The organism is Psychrobacillus sp. 05T411, assembly GCF_056396485.1.
Genome location: NZ_JBFTLO010000002.1, coordinates 165,492 through 180,132, shown reverse-complemented (window position 1 = coordinate 180,132; position 14,641 = coordinate 165,492). Strand labels below are relative to the sequence as shown.

Genomic DNA, 14,641 nt, shown 5'->3' with positions numbered 1-14,641 from the left:
CAGTTAATAGGGGGAAATAAAATGACGTCCATTCAAGTATATCCAGCAATTGATATGAAAGGCGGAAAATGTGTCCGTTTATATCAAGGGGATTATGACCAAGAAACGATTTATGGTGATTCACCATTTGACATGGCTAAAAAGTTTGCAGATGAAGGAGCGACTTGGATTCATCTAGTCGATTTAGATGGTGCAAAAGATGGCGAGAAAATACATGCAAACGAAGTCATTCGAATCGCAAAAGAACTCCCTGTTCGTGTGCAAATTGGTGGAGGAATTCGCTCCAAAGAAGATGTCAGCTACTATTTAAACAATGGCGTGACGCGTGTCATTATCGGAAGTCTTGCTATAGCACAACCAGAACTAGTAGCGCAATTATTAGAAGAGTTTGGTGGTGACCGGATCGTCATCGGTCTAGATGCAAAAGACGGCATGGTAGCAACGCATGGTTGGTTGGAGACATCTTCCCAATCTGCTATAGAAGTAGGTCAGTATTTTGCTTCAAAAGGTGCTAAACATGTTATTTTTACCGATATCGCAACAGATGGAACACTTCAAGGACCTAATTTAGTAGCAAACAAAGAACTTGCAGAAGCAACTGGCTTATCCGTTATCGTTTCAGGTGGGATAAGCTCACTAGAAGATTTAGAAGATGTCGCAAAGCTGGCAAAAGATACGACGGTAAGTGGCGTCATTACAGGGAAAGCATTATACAATAACCGATTCACATTGACAGAAGCATTAGAGGAGGTTACAAAATGGTAAAGAAAATTATTCCATGTTTAGATGTGAAAGACGGGCGTGTTGTAAAAGGAATTCAATTTGTTGGGCTAAGAGACGCTGGAGATCCAGCAGAGTTAGCGGCATTTTATGATAAAGAAGGAGCAGATGAACTCGTATTTTTAGATATTTCTGCGTCAGTTGAAGGGCGAGATACAATGTTAGATGTCGTGAAAAAAACAGCGGCGCAAATTTCGATTCCTTTGATCGTTGGTGGTGGAATTCGTACTACCGAAAATATGAAACAACTATTAGATGCGGGTGCAAGTAAAGTATCTATTAATAGTGCGGCAATTAGCAATCCCGACGTCATTACAGAAGGTGCAAAAGCATTTGGGTCCAATAAAATAATTATTGCAATCGATGTGAAATGGTCGGAAGAAGAGCAAGAATGGTATGTCTACACACATGGCGGTCAAAAGAAAACGGATTGGAAAGCGGTAGACTGGGCAATGGAAGTAGAAAAGCTTGGCGCAGGGGAAATATTACTGACAAGCATGGACCGTGATGGTGAAAAAGATGGTTATGACATCGAGATTACAAAACGAGTGAAGGAAGCTGTTTCTATTCCAATTACCGCTAGTGGTGGTGCTGGGAATGTGGAACATATATTAGCTGCCTTTACGGAAGCAAATGCGGATGCGGCACTTGCAGCATCTATTTTTCATTTCAAAGAAACGAGTGTAGCAGAAGTGAAAAATTACATACGTGAAAGAGGAGTCGAAGTGAAATGACCAATATAAACTACGATGATAAAGGACTTGTTCCTGTTATTATTCAACATGCCATTACAAGAGAAGTTTTAACACTCGCTTATATGAACGAGGAAGCATATAAAAAGACAGTAGAAACAAAAGAAACATGGTTATTCAGCAGAAGTAGACAAGAATTATGGCATAAAGGAGAAACCTCTGGAAATACACAAAAAGTAGTATCTATTCGTACAGACTGTGACTCAGATGCTTTAGTCGTAGAAGTTTTACCAAATGGACCTGCTTGTCACACTGGAGAGGAGACATGCTTCCATAATAGCCTAGAGAAATTCGATGAAACTGTTGGTTATAATGTGGTCACTTCACTAATTAGTACGATTAAGGAAAGACAGCAAACGATGCCAGAAGGAGCATATACTACCTATTTATTTGATAAAGGCGTAGATAAAATTTGTAAAAAAGTTGGAGAAGAGTCTGCAGAAGTTATTATTGCTTCTAAAAACGATGATGCAGAAGAATTGAAATGGGAAGCGGCAGATTTAATTTATCACTTACTCGTCCTATTACAAAATCAAAAAGTCAGCTTTTATGATCTATTACAAGTACTGCAAAAAAGACATGAAGAGAAAGCCGATAAAAAATAAAACTTTATGATATACTGAAGGTTATACTAATAAGGGACGTTGAAACGTCTCTTATTATTTTTCGGAGGATTATCTTGAATAAAAAAAGCAAAAAGGTTTTTAAAGAAAATATTATTTCATTTTTGCCTACGGGCGAATACTACTATAAAAAAGCATTAGACGAGCTACAAAAAGAAAAATATGAAAAAGCACATAAATATTTAAAACGGGCTGTCGATTTAAGTCCCGATGATCCGATTATTTTAATGCAATATGCCATTTTACAAATGGAATTAGATAAATTCGATTTAGCTCATGAACTTCTGAGAAGCGCATATACTATAGCCCCAGATGATCCTGAAATCGTTTTCTTTTTAGCAGAAGTAAACGCACATATTGGAAACTTTATGGATGCAAACCGATTTGCGAAAAAATATTTGGAAATGAATACAAACGGAGAGTACACCGAAGATGCTATGGAAATAGTAGACTTTACAGAGCAGGAAGATATTATATCTCTTCAAGTGGATGCTCCTTCCAGTGAAGCTCTTTTTTTACAGGAAAAATCTCGTCGTTTAATGGAACAAGGCAAATTCCCAGAAGCTGTCGAATTATTGGAAGACATTATTACACAATATCCTGATTTTTGGGCAGCATTTAATAATTTGGCGCTTGCCTATTTTTATATTGGCGAAGAGGAACAAGCAAAAGCATTACTTCATGAAGTGTTACGGGAAAACAGAGGCAATATTCATGCCCTTTGTAATTTAGCTGTCATTTATTATTATGAAAAAAATCAAGAAGAGCTAGAAGAAATAACAGAGTTTTTAGCTAAAATTAACCCTTATTTCATTGAACATCGATATAAATTAGGTGCTACCTTTGCCCTTATAGGCAAATATGAACAAGCATTTAAGTGGTTAAGAAGTTTGCAACGTAAAGGGTTTGAAGGGGATCCAGGATTTTATTTTTGGTTATCGCATTCTGCTCATTTTTCTGGACATGATGAAATCGCGAAAAATGCTTGGAAGACATTATTAAAGTTGGATCCAGAAAAAGCAGGTTTTGAACCTTGGTTGCCGCATTTGAAAAGCATAGATGAATCGCAAATGGAAGATCAAAAAGAGTTCATTTTAGAAAAGCTACATAACGAACATGTAAGTGAGCGAATTTTAGGTTTTTATTTACTAGGTAAATCAGCACATCGGCAAGAAATTATTTCTCATCCAAAATGGATTGTTGTAGAAGAATTGACGACAATGGAAAAATTATTTTTGGCACATTCTTTAGGACATTCATTTAACGAAAAATCTGTTGCGGAAAAAGCTTTTTTAAGAGCGATCGCAGCTTCGGATTTACTTTATGAAAAGCATAAATCATGGGAACAATCCGCCGCGTTTTTATTTCAAATGTGGTTTGTATTAGTGGAACGTGCATTAAAAAAGGCCTATGCCTTCAAAAATCCACGAGCATTAGCAGCTGCAACGGAGTATATGTTTGAATCTTCCAGAAAGAAAAATGTAACCAAAAAACAATATGCAGAAGAATACGGGATTACGACTACTACCTTGACGAAATATGTAAATGAACTCATGCAGTTTTTACCATTATTCGATGCCTAAGCATAAAAGTTGAAGCATGTATAATAATCCTTTAGATTGATGGTAGAAGCAATGTAGGAGGAATGTAAGATGACTGAAGAAAAAATTTATGATGTGATAATAATAGGAGCAGGTCCTGCAGGGATGACTGCAGCTGTATATACTTCTCGTGCGAATCTTTCTACTTTAATGATTGAACGCGGTATTCCAGGTGGACAAATGGCCAATACAGAAGAAGTCGAAAACTACCCTGGTTTTGAAATGATTTTAGGACCAGAACTTTCGACTAAAATGTTTGATCATGCGAAAAAATTCGGTGCAGAATATGCATACGGAGACGTGTCTGAAATTGTCGATGGGGAAGCATATAAAACAGTTAAAGTAAGTGGAAAAGAATATAAAGCACTTGCAGTTATTATTTCATCCGGTGCTGAGTATAAAAAAATGGGAATTCCAGGTGAAAGCGAACTTGGCGGACGCGGTGTAAGTTATTGCGCAGTTTGTGATGGTGCATTCTTTAAAGGGAAAAACCTTGTGGTAGTAGGCGGTGGAGATTCCGCTGTTGAGGAAGGTGCATTTTTAACGAAATTTGCGGACAAAGTAACGATTGTTCACCGTCGTGATGAGTTGCGTGCACAGAAAATTTTACAAGACCGTGCATTTGCGAACGAAAAAATCGACTTTATTTGGAATACGACCTTAAAAGAAATTCACGGTAAAGATGGTAAGGTTGGTAGCGTCACATTAGTTTCAACTGTAGATGGTTCGGAAAAAGAATTCGAAACAGATGGAGTTTTTGTATATGTCGGTATGCTTCCATTAACAAAACCATTTTCAAATTTAGGAATTTTAAACGAAAACGGCTATATCGTCACGAACGAAAGAATGGAAACAGATGTACCTGGAATTTTTGGTGCAGGGGATGTTCGTGATAAAATGCTTCGTCAAATTGTTACGGCAACTGGAGATGGAAGTATCGCTGCTCAAGCAGCACAACATTATATTGAAAATATGAAAGATAAAACAGCAACGAACGCTTAATTTAATTATTTCTTAATGGATTTGTAACCTTCTTGAAACAATTAAAGCGTATAGTTAGAAATATAAATTGACCCCCCTTTTTATATAAGAAATAGTTGAACAGGCTGTTTCGCGATTTTAATCGTGAAGCAGCCTCTTTTTGTGAAAATTAATGTATAATAAAACTATTAACACATGAAAGATGTGGAGTGACAATTCGTGCAAAGAATCGCAAATTTACTTATATGCAAAGATGACAAAGTCCTTTTATTAAAGAAGCCTAGGAGAAACTGGTACGTAGCTCCTGGTGGCAAGATGGAAGTAGGAGAATCTATTCTAGTTTCTGCTGTTCGAGAGTTTACCGAGGAAACCAATGCTATCCCTATTGGACCCCATTTAAAAGGAATTTACACCATGGTTATCGAAGAAGATGGGGAGCGAATCGATGAGTGGATGTTATTCACATTTGTCGCCAAAGATTTGGAAGGTAGGCCATTCCATGAAACAAAAGAAGGTATTTTAGAATGGCATCCAGTAGAAGCTTTACATACGCTTCCAATGGCTGAAGGGGATCGAACGAACTTATTATTTGCTGTGCAAGAAAAAGGAATGCAATATGGAACCTTTGTTTACACGCCTGACTTTTCATTGATAACAGAAACGATTCAGCAATCATCGGAGGGAGAAGTAAACAATGGATAGTACTATACAAAAGCCGGAAACCGAAGTGGTCATTATTACAGGAATGTCTGGAGCAGGTAAGACAGTTGCCATTCAAAGTTTTGAAGATCTTGGGTATTATTGTATTGATAATTTGCCACCGGAACTTTTAAGTACATTCATCAAGCTAATGATTGATTCCAATAAACAACCTCGAAATATTGCAGCAGTTATGGATTTACGTGGTGGTGAAATGTTCCATTCTTTAGTGGAATCAGTTAATCAGTTACAAGAAGCAACAACGATCACTCCAAAAGTATTGTTTCTAGATGCGAAAGATGAAGTATTAGTAAGAAGATATAAAGAGACTAGACGTTCTCATCCACTAGCTAATTCTGGTCTCCCGCTAGAGGGGATCAAAAAAGAAAGAGAGTTACTTTCGGAGTTAAAAGGAAGAGCACAATTTATTTATAATACATCTACGATGAAGCCTCGTCAGTTAAGGGAAAAAATACAAGCTGAATTTTCGTCAAAAGGTAGTAAAGTATTTACAGTAAACGTCATGTCTTTTGGATTTAAACATGGAATCCCGATCGATGCCGATTTAGTATTTGATGTACGCTTTCTTCCCAACCCTTTCTATATAGAAGAACTCAAGTTGAAATCAGGTCTAGATGAAGAAGTATCTGGTTATGTTTTAAAATGGGCGGATACAAAGACATTGATCGAAAAGCTAACTGATCTGTTTTTGTTTATGATTCCACAATATAAACGAGAAGGTAAGACACAGCTAGTTATTGCATTTGGTTGTACGGGTGGACAGCATCGATCCGTTACATTAGCTGAATACTTTGGTAAACTATTAAAAGCAGAAGATAAAACGGTTATCACACATAGAGATGTAACGATAAGAAAGGAATGAAGGAATGGAGCGTACAAAACACCGTAAGAAAATAGTTATTATTGGTGGTGGTACGGGACTGTCTACATTGCTTCGTGGTTTAAAGAAATTCCCACTCGACATTACAGCAATTGTCACTGTAGCAGATGATGGTGGAAGTTCTGGTCGATTACGGGATGATTATGATATTCCACCGCCTGGGGATGTTCGAAATGTGCTAGCGGCACTTTCGGATGTAGAACCATTGGTGGAAGAAATGTTCCAGTATCGTTTTTCTAAATCGGAAGAGCTTAAAGGGCATTCTTTAGGAAATTTAATGTTGGCAGCATTAACTTCTATTACGGGTGATTTTGCTAATGCTATTAGTGAAATGAGCCGTGTATTAAAGGTGCATGGAAAGGTTCTACCAGCAGCCAATCAATTAGTCACACTTCATGCGCAATACGAGGATCAGACAATTGTAAGTGGTGAATCTAAAATTCCATTGTATGGAAAGAAAATAGAAAAGGTATTTATCTCTCCATCCGATGTGAAACCGTTACCAGAAACAATTAATACGATAAAAGAAGCCGATATTATCGCAATTGGGCCTGGAAGCCTATATACTAGTATTTTACCGAATTTGTTAGTGGAAGGTATAAAAGATGCAATTATTCGGTCAAAAGCGAAAAAAGTATATATTTGTAATTTAATGACACAGGCCGGGGAAACAAGTGATTACACTGCATTCGATCATGTCAACGCCTTACTTGATCATGTAGGTGAGAATTTCTTAGATGCGGTTTTAATAAGTAATGAAGAAATCCCTGAAAATGTGCAATATTTATACAAGCAGGAAAAAGCATCACCTGTCAAAATAGATATAGAAAAACTAGAAACATTAAACTTAGCAGTCGTGAAAAAAGACATTTCCATTGTCCATGGTGGCGCAGTACGTCATGATGCGATGAAAGTAGCGAAATGGCTTGTAGAATATGCGTAAGTGATTACATACATAATGAGTTATTGTAATCCTTAGCTAGAAAGGGGGAAACGGATTATGTCGTTTGCTTCTGAAACCAAAAAAGAAATGACGCAAGAAGAGTCCAAACCATGTTGTGCAAGAGCTGAACTTTCAGCCCTTATTCGAATGAACGGATCGCTTTCATTTAGCAATAAGGCGCTTAGTTTAGATGTGCAAACTGAAAATGCGGCAATCGCTAGAAGATTATACACATTGATAAAATCTTTATATCCGTATCAAGTAGAATTGCTCGTTCGAAAAAAAATGAGATTGAAAAAAAATAATATTTATATTTGCCGTATCCGAGAAGGATCGAAAGAGTTACTAGAGGATTTACAAATATTGAAAGATCATTTTCAATTTGAATATTCTATTTCCAAAGATTTAGTGAAAAAGAATTGCTGTAAGCGCGCTTATTTAAGAGGTGCTTTTTTAGCTGGAGGATCTGTTAATAATCCGGAAACATCTTCTTATCATTTAGAAATTTATTCATTGTACAAAACACATAGTGATGCACTGGTGGAATTGATGAATGGATTTGAGTTAAATGCGAAAACGATTGAGCGGAAAAAGGGCTTTGTTGCTTATTTGAAGGAAGCAGAAAAAATTTCTGATTTTCTAAGCATAGCCGGTGCTCATAGTGCTTTATTAAAATTTGAAGACGTGCGCATTATCCGAGATATGCGAAATAGCGTGAATCGTTTAGTTAACTGTGAAACGGCTAATCTAAATAAGACGATTAGTGCAGCTATTCGTCAAGTTGAGAATATACGATATATAGAAAGTTCGATCGGTCTCGATCAATTGCCAGAAAAACTACGGGAAATCGCACGTTTACGTGTAGAATATCAAGATGTGACCTTAAAAGAGTTAGGTGAAATGGTTTCTACTGGAAACGTTAGTAAATCTGGTATTAATCATCGATTACGAAAAATAGATGAAATCGCAGATGCACTTCGTAGAGGCGAAACAATTTAGTGAAATGGAGCGTATTTTAATGACAGAGAAACAAGTCGAAGTGAAATTACCAGCAGGATTACAAGCAAGACAAGCAGCATTATTTGTACAAGAGGCAAACCGTTATATCGCGGATGTATATTTAGAAAAAGATGAGAAAAAGGTAAATGCTAAAAGTATTATGGGAATCATGAGCTTAGCAATTAGTAAAGGAATCACTGTAAACTTAAGTGCAGAAGGTTCTGACGAGGAAGAAGCAGTAGAAACACTAGCAAAATTTATCTCCAATGAAGAATATTAAGAAAGGGCTGTCCCATTTAGTCAAACTTGACTAGGGGATGGCTCTTTTTGTAAATAATCCACCAATAAATGGATTAGGGCAACCAATCGGTCATTGAAAGCAACCAATTTTATTCCGAAAGCAACCAATTCAGCATGAGAGCAACCAAATTGCCAGTGAAAGCAACCAAAGCATAAAATAGCTCCTTACTTGGAGTGAGACGAGGATGGTTGTGTCTTGTTTTTTTGTAAACGTTGCGCGTTTATAAATTGACATCCTTCTCCAGGTAAAAGAGTCGATACTTGACCGCATACACGACGTTTTACGTCTCACCTAGTTTTATTTCCCCACAAAAGTACCCAAGGAAAGTAAAATTTCCTTGGGTACAATTCTTTATTATGATTTTTTCATTTCGCTGCGTTCGATAATATGATCGATTAGACCATAGTCTTTCGCGCGTTCAGCAGTCATGAAGTTATCGCGATCTGTGTCTCTTGATACGATTTCAATCGGTTGACCAGTGCGCTCTGCCATAATGTTGTTTAACTTGTCGCGTAAGAATAAGATGCGTTTTGCAGCAATTTCGATTTCCGTTGCTTGCCCTTGTGCGCCACCAAGTGGTTGGTGAATCATTACTTCTGCGTTCGGAAGTGCGTAACGTTTTCCTTTTGTTCCAGCTGTAAGAAGGAATGCTCCCATTGAAGCTGCCATACCGATACAAATTGTTTGTACGTCCGGTTTGATGAACTGCATTGTATCGTAGATTGCCATACCAGCTGTGATGCTTCCACCTGGGCTATTAATGTAGATGGAAATATCTTTTTCAGGGTCTTCTGCTTCTAAAAATAGAAGTTGAGCAACGATGGAGTTCGCAACATTGTCATCAATGCCACTTCCAAGCATAATAATACGGTCTTTTAATAATCGTGAGTAAATATCATAAGCGCGTTCCCCACGATTTGTTTGTTCGATTACTGTAGGAATTAAATTCATCCTGTTTGCCTCCTTCAAAGGTGGTATTGTAAGTTGATTACTGAAAAGTATATCTCAGTTGTAACTTTATCATACACATTATGGTCAAGGAAGGTCAAATATTAAGCATTGAAAAGTTAGGTTGAATTATTTTGAATTCATTTGTATAATATATAAGTCGCTAGTCCTCGTAGTGTAATGGATAACACGGAAGCCTCCGAAGCTTTAAATGTGAGTTCGATCCTCGCCGAGGGCATATACAAGGTAATTCAGTTTTAAGCTGGAATTATAAGAAAACACGCAAAACGCTATTGAAACGTTTGGGCGTGTTTTTTGATGTTCCATGAATTGAGGAGAACGTTTCACTTGTTATCTCCATAATATACGGTAATAATTAAAAAAGAAGCGTTATAATGGTAATTTTAATTCGAAAAAGTGAATAGGGAGTTTTGCGGTATATGGACGTTGTAACGGAATTTTTTCAAAAAAAAGGAGTAAAACGAGTTTTAATTTTTGCTTTAATTGTTTTCATCCTCTATAGCATGAGGAGTATGATCAATCTAATCTTGTTAACGTTTATTTTCACTTTTCTGATGGATCGCCTCATTGAGTTTGTAGTCAAATACATACGATTAAACCGGAAAACCCTTGTAATCATTATGTATGCACTGATCATCGGGTTATTGACCTTAGGCATCGTGAAATACTTGCCTATTATCACGGTACAAATCAGTCAACTTGCTAAGCAAATTACTGCTTTTTATACACAGCCTCAGGAAAATGTAATAATTGGCTATATAGAAATGATTATTACTAAAAATCAGCTTGCAGCTTATTTGGAAAACGGTTTTTCATTTCTACTAAAATATTTTACAGGTATTAGTAAAATAAGTGTTCAAGTTATCATTGCTTTAATTTTGAGCTTGTTTTTCTTGTTAGAAAAACCAAGATTAAAAGAATTCACAAGCAAGTTTAAATATAGCAAGATTGCACCTTTTTATTTTGAAGTGGAATATTTTGCTTCGAAGTTTACTCGCACTTTTGGTAAAGTGATTGAAGCCCAATTTATTATTGCTATTGTCAATACTATTTTGACAGTAATTGCATTAAGCATTTTAGGATTTCCGCAAATATTTGGATTGGCAATTTTGATTTTCTTTTTAGGACTTATTCCGGTAGCAGGAGTAATTATATCGCTTATTCCCTTAGCTTTAATTGCTTTTACAATTGGAGGGTTTTTGAAAGTATTTTATGTCTTAATTGCTATTATGATTATTCATGCAGTTGAAGCATATATATTGAATCCAAAGCTGATGTCTTCCAAAACTGATTTACCCGTTTTTTATACCTTTATCGTTCTCATTTTTTCGGAAAGCTTTTTTGGTGTTTGGGGATTGATTGTCGGAATTCCGATTTTTGTTTTCCTGCTCGATGTACTTGAAGTAACGAATAAAGAAAAGATCAGTCACCCACCTGATGGGAAAAAATAGATTAAAAAACACTCTTTTCTAATTGGAAAGGGTGTTTTTTGAAACCTATTATCCTTTTTACCGTATACATAGTATGTTTTATATGTTCAATTTTAAGGTACATTAACAATATACTTAGTTAGAGGTGAATAGGATGAAAAAAGTTTTAGGACCGTTAGTAATAATTATCGTGATTATTGCTATTTTTGCAGCAATACTAATACCTAGTTACAATGGTTTTGTAAATGGCGAAGAAGATGTGAATAGTGCTTATGCGCAAGTAGAAAATCAGCTACAACGTCGTTTAGATTTAATTCCAAACTTAGTGAATACGGTAAAAGGTTTCGCATCGCATGAAAAAGAAGTACTTAGTAACATCGCAGACGCTCGTTCGAATTTGGCAGGGGCAAATACGCCAGAAGAACAAGCAGCGGCAAATGATCAATTATCCGGTGCATTAAGCAGATTATTAGTAGTTGTAGAGAACTATCCAGAATTAAAAGCGGATGCGAATTTCCGACAGTTAATGGATGAGCTTGCAGGGACGGAAAATCGTTTGTCTGTGGCAAGACAAGATTATAATGCAGTAGTTGCAAATTACAATAAAAAAGTAAAACGTATGCCCGGAAGTATTGTTGCTTCTATCTTTGGTTTTGATGAAAAAGAATATTTTAAAGCAGATGCAGCTGCACAAGACGCTCCAGTAGTGGATTTTGAAGGAGATGAGAAGTAATGAGTAAAGTTGCGCGTTTGCTTAGCGTTGCGCTACTTTTATTTCTTTTCATTCCAATAGTAACTGTGGCTGCTTCTGATATACCAAAGCCGATACCTGGAGAATTATATGTGCAAGATTATGAAGGTTTTTTATCTGAATCGACCAAACAACAAGTAGAAGAGCTAGGTTACAATTTAGATAATGCGACTGGAGCACAAATTGTTGTGATGATTATTAATTCTTTGGATGGGCAAGATGTCAATCAGTTTAGTGTGGATGTGATACGGGAGTTTGGTATTGGAAATAAGGAGAAGAACAATGGTGTTTTATTTGTAATTGAAACAGATCCTGAAAAGCAAGGTAATCGAGATGTAGCAATTACTGTGGGCTATGGTTTAGAAGGCGCTTTACCAGATGGGAAAATAGGAAGGATTATTGATGAATATACGACACCTTTTTTGGAACAAGGGTCGGTAGATGATGCTGTCCTTTCCACATATCAAGTCTTATACAATGAGGTTGCAACAGAATATGGCTGGGACGGGGAACTAGTTGAACCGAAAAATCCAGCATCTGGTGGAGGCTTTTCGTTTTCAACTATTATTATGATAATCGTCGTTATTTATCTGATTTACACCATCATGTCTGGTGGTCGGGGAGGCGGTGGTGGAAGACCGGGTTCTGGTGGCAGACGCTCTAGTACACGAATGTTTGGACCAGGAAGTTTCGGAGGTGGCTTTGGCGGCTTCGGAGGAGGAAGTGGAAGAAGTTCAGGTGGTGGTTTCGGCGGATTTGGCGGAGGTAGTTCCGGTGGCGGCGGAGCAGGACGCAAATGGTAAATATTTTATGAAAAAAAGCCCTTTTAGGGCTTTTTTTCTGTTATTCATTGTCTGCAAATTCATCAAGCATCAGTTTAATCTCCTCATATAAGAAAACATGTGGTTCTGTAGTGATGTCTCCAGCAATTCCAAGGTTAGAATCGGGAGCGAACACCAAAACTCCATCTTTGTATAAGGTAATCGTATATAAAGTCGTTCCTTTATCGTCAGCGTTTGTTAGGTAAATCTGATAATTTTCCATTTGAGGGAGCAGTTCGGTCCTCTCATTGGTCTCTTGCTCTGTTGTTTCTTTAACAAGGAGATTGTCAAATTTAGTCATGATGGATTTTATTTTTTTTGTAACGAATGTACATCCCAACTTAAACTCTACTTCACCTTGTTGATCAGGCCAGCGACCATTGAAGCAAAGTGTGTCGAAGGAAACATCAATCGATGGTGTTCTCACATCTCCATTATTTTCGACATATGCGTTAAAATATTTTATTTTCTCTTGAAGCTCTAGGCCTCCACCATCTTTAACCCCATTATAGCTCCCAATTTTTCCAGGCTCTGATGTAGAAAAGATGAATTCTTCTCGCAATGTATGATAAATTTTCTGTCCTTGGCTGTTAGTTAAAGAAACTTCTATTATCGGGCGATAGATATTGGGGTGGTCTTTCTCTTGTTTGATATCTACGTTTTCTAAATGCATTTCTAAATCTGTATCCTCTAAAAGATGATTATACTTGAACACCAAAACGGAAGAAACCACATGTTTTAACGTATCTTCCGTAAAGTATTCACCGAAAGTAGTAAAATAATAATCTATATAATCTTTGTATTCCTTTGATTGCAGGAGTTGATCATACTCTTCTTGGTTCTTTGTATCCGTTTTACTTTGGAGGTTGAACCACTCATTTTTTAAACGTATGAGCTCCATGTCTGGCCCCTTATATTCCCTTTTTAGTACTGCCATAATCACTTCTTCATTAGAAAGTGATTCAGCGGATTTCTCTGTCTCCGAAGAAGAAGTAAAAGAAAAGATTAAAAAAGAGGCAATTGCTACGATTGCTAATGAAATAAATGCTGGAAATATATTGCGTTTTCTTTTTGCTGACATTCTATCCTTTAAAGCTAGCCACGTATCCTGCTTTGCTTTATCTGAACGCTCCACATCTTTGATTTCCTCAAAAAACTTATCGAATTCGTTTGATGGTTCCATTTGCATGACCTCCCTCCTGATGAAATTCCTTTTTAAGGGCAACAAGTGCTCGTGTCATTTTCATCTTAACTTTCGCCTCGGTCCAGCCGAGTATATAGGCTGTCTCTTTGATCGAACATTCTTGTACTTTGCGTAGGAGCAGAACTTCCTGGTAGTCTTTTTTTAGTTTACTTAAGGAGTCATACATTTTAGTGAGCTGTTCCTTTTGTTCAAAGCGACTCTCCGGCGATAATGTCTTTGTTTCTAAATCATGCTCTTTTTCAAAGGTGAAAAATTGAATGACTCTTTTCCTTCGAAAATAGTCATAGGTTATATTACGAGCAATTTTTAATAGCCAAGTGGCGGTAGAAGCCTGTTTATTAAAGGAATCTAAACCTTTATATGCTTTATAAAATGTTTCTTGTGTAAGATCTTCGGCACATTCTTTATGGCGTACTAGTAAGTATATATAGCTATAAACTCTATCGCTGTGCTCTTTGTATAGCTGTTCCATTTCCATCTGCTGACCTCCTCTTATTGCTATAGACGAACGAACGAATAAAAAGTATCGCTTTCATTTTAACCTTTTCAGGGAATAAGAACTTTAAAAGGTTTATAATAAAAGTGGATCAAATGATTTTGGGAGGCTGATATTAATGATTGTCCATTTTTACACGAGGCCAGGCTGTCATTTATGTGAAGAGGCAAGAATAGTTTTGAAATTAGTTCAAGAGGATGTCGCTTTTGAAATAAAGGAGTTTAACATCGAAGAAGACGATGCACTGCATGAAAAATATATGCTGATGATTCCTGTAATCGAATTTGAAAATGAAATCATCCAATATGGTCAAATAGATTATCCAACTATTCTGGAGACATTACTTACATAATGCTCCAGAATTTTTTTGCAGTTTTTGGGAATCGCAAG

17 protein-coding genes and 1 tRNA gene are annotated in these 14,641 nt (G+C 36.8%); 15 read left to right on the top strand and 3 right to left on the bottom strand.

Annotation, left to right across the window (positions count from 1 at the left end):
- Positions 1 to 21 precede the first annotated feature (21 nt).
- From hisA to AC1DFT_RS02290, 10 genes are all read left to right on the top strand, one after another.
- Positions 22 to 765, top strand: a complete 744-nt coding sequence (hisA, locus tag AC1DFT_RS02335; RefSeq protein WP_477917243.1) for a 1-(5-phosphoribosyl)-5-[(5-phosphoribosylamino)methylideneamino]imidazole-4-carboxamide isomerase — start codon at positions 22 to 24, stop codon at positions 763 to 765.
- Positions 759 to 1,514, top strand: coding sequence for an imidazole glycerol phosphate synthase subunit HisF (gene hisF, locus AC1DFT_RS02330; protein ID WP_477917241.1), 756 nt, complete (start codon positions 759 to 761; stop codon positions 1,512 to 1,514). Before hisA ends, hisF begins: the two co-directional genes overlap by 7 nt.
- The gene (gene hisIE / locus AC1DFT_RS02325; protein WP_477917240.1) at positions 1,511 to 2,137 is read left to right on the top strand and encodes a bifunctional phosphoribosyl-AMP cyclohydrolase/phosphoribosyl-ATP diphosphatase HisIE; all 627 of its coding nucleotides are present in this window, start codon (positions 1,511 to 1,513) and stop codon (positions 2,135 to 2,137) included. Before hisF ends, hisIE begins: the two co-directional genes overlap by 4 nt.
- A gap of 74 nt (positions 2,138 to 2,211) precedes the next feature.
- Entirely contained in the window at positions 2,212 to 3,738 is a 1,527-nt protein-coding gene (locus AC1DFT_RS02320; protein ID WP_477917238.1) for a tetratricopeptide repeat protein, read from the top strand.
- Positions 3,739 to 3,807: 69 nt separating this feature from the next.
- On the top strand, positions 3,808 to 4,758 hold the full coding sequence (trxB, locus tag AC1DFT_RS02315; RefSeq protein WP_477917236.1) for a thioredoxin-disulfide reductase: 951 nt from the start codon (positions 3,808 to 3,810) through the stop codon (positions 4,756 to 4,758).
- Positions 4,759 to 4,956: 198 nt separating this feature from the next.
- Positions 4,957 to 5,439 (top strand): NUDIX domain-containing protein, encoded by a 483-nt coding sequence (locus AC1DFT_RS02310; RefSeq protein WP_477917235.1) that lies wholly within the window; start codon positions 4,957 to 4,959, stop codon positions 5,437 to 5,439.
- On the top strand, positions 5,432 to 6,319 hold the full coding sequence (gene rapZ / locus AC1DFT_RS02305; protein ID WP_477917233.1) for an RNase adapter RapZ: 888 nt from the start codon (positions 5,432 to 5,434) through the stop codon (positions 6,317 to 6,319). Before AC1DFT_RS02310 ends, rapZ begins: the two co-directional genes overlap by 8 nt.
- A gap of 4 nt (positions 6,320 to 6,323) precedes the next feature.
- Complete coding sequence (locus AC1DFT_RS02300) at positions 6,324 to 7,280, top strand: gluconeogenesis factor YvcK family protein (RefSeq protein ID WP_477917231.1); 957 nt, start codon at positions 6,324 to 6,326, stop codon at positions 7,278 to 7,280.
- A 57-nt stretch (positions 7,281 to 7,337) separates the two neighbouring features.
- A complete protein-coding gene (gene whiA / locus AC1DFT_RS02295) occupies positions 7,338 to 8,279 on the top strand; it encodes a DNA-binding protein WhiA (protein WP_477917229.1) in 942 nt (313 codons plus the stop codon).
- Positions 8,280 to 8,298: 19 nt separating this feature from the next.
- A complete protein-coding gene (locus AC1DFT_RS02290) occupies positions 8,299 to 8,559 on the top strand; it encodes an HPr family phosphocarrier protein (RefSeq protein ID WP_477917227.1) in 261 nt (86 codons plus the stop codon).
- Positions 8,560 to 8,934: 375 nt separating this feature from the next.
- Here the strand turns inward: AC1DFT_RS02290 and clpP are convergent, their stop codons facing one another.
- Positions 8,935 to 9,531, bottom strand: coding sequence for an ATP-dependent Clp endopeptidase proteolytic subunit ClpP (clpP, locus tag AC1DFT_RS02285; RefSeq protein WP_477917225.1), 597 nt, complete (start codon positions 9,529 to 9,531; stop codon positions 8,935 to 8,937).
- Positions 9,532 to 9,694: 163 nt separating this feature from the next.
- Here clpP and AC1DFT_RS02280 point away from each other — a divergent pair.
- The 4 genes from AC1DFT_RS02280 to AC1DFT_RS02265 all read left to right on the top strand — a co-directional run bounded on the left by AC1DFT_RS02280 (position 9,695) and on the right by AC1DFT_RS02265 (position 12,533).
- A tRNA-Arg gene (locus tag AC1DFT_RS02280) sits at positions 9,695 to 9,766 on the top strand.
- Positions 9,767 to 9,968: 202 nt separating this feature from the next.
- Positions 9,969 to 11,000 (top strand): AI-2E family transporter, encoded by a 1,032-nt coding sequence (locus AC1DFT_RS02275; protein WP_477917224.1) that lies wholly within the window; start codon positions 9,969 to 9,971, stop codon positions 10,998 to 11,000.
- Between the two features lie 133 nt (positions 11,001 to 11,133).
- Complete coding sequence (locus tag AC1DFT_RS02270) at positions 11,134 to 11,712, top strand: LemA family protein (RefSeq protein WP_477917222.1); 579 nt, start codon at positions 11,134 to 11,136, stop codon at positions 11,710 to 11,712.
- Positions 11,712 to 12,533 (top strand): TPM domain-containing protein, encoded by an 822-nt coding sequence (locus tag AC1DFT_RS02265; RefSeq protein WP_477917221.1) that lies wholly within the window; start codon positions 11,712 to 11,714, stop codon positions 12,531 to 12,533. The genes AC1DFT_RS02270 and AC1DFT_RS02265 overlap by 1 nt, the downstream gene beginning before the upstream one ends.
- 40 nt (positions 12,534 to 12,573) lie before the next feature.
- On the opposite strand, the gene AC1DFT_RS02260 is transcribed toward AC1DFT_RS02265, so the two are convergent.
- Together AC1DFT_RS02260 and AC1DFT_RS02255 are read right to left on the bottom strand one after the other, a co-directional pair.
- Positions 12,574 to 13,740, bottom strand: coding sequence for a hypothetical protein (locus AC1DFT_RS02260; RefSeq protein WP_477917219.1), 1,167 nt, complete (start codon positions 13,738 to 13,740; stop codon positions 12,574 to 12,576).
- Entirely contained in the window at positions 13,709 to 14,233 is a 525-nt protein-coding gene (locus tag AC1DFT_RS02255) for an RNA polymerase sigma factor (protein ID WP_477917217.1), read from the bottom strand. The genes AC1DFT_RS02260 and AC1DFT_RS02255 overlap by 32 nt, the downstream gene beginning before the upstream one ends.
- A 136-nt stretch (positions 14,234 to 14,369) precedes the next feature.
- On the opposite strand from AC1DFT_RS02255, the gene AC1DFT_RS02250 reads away from it, so the two are divergent.
- Entirely contained in the window at positions 14,370 to 14,603 is a 234-nt protein-coding gene (locus AC1DFT_RS02250; RefSeq protein WP_477917215.1) for a glutaredoxin family protein, read from the top strand.
- Positions 14,604 to 14,641: the final 38 nt, after the last annotated feature.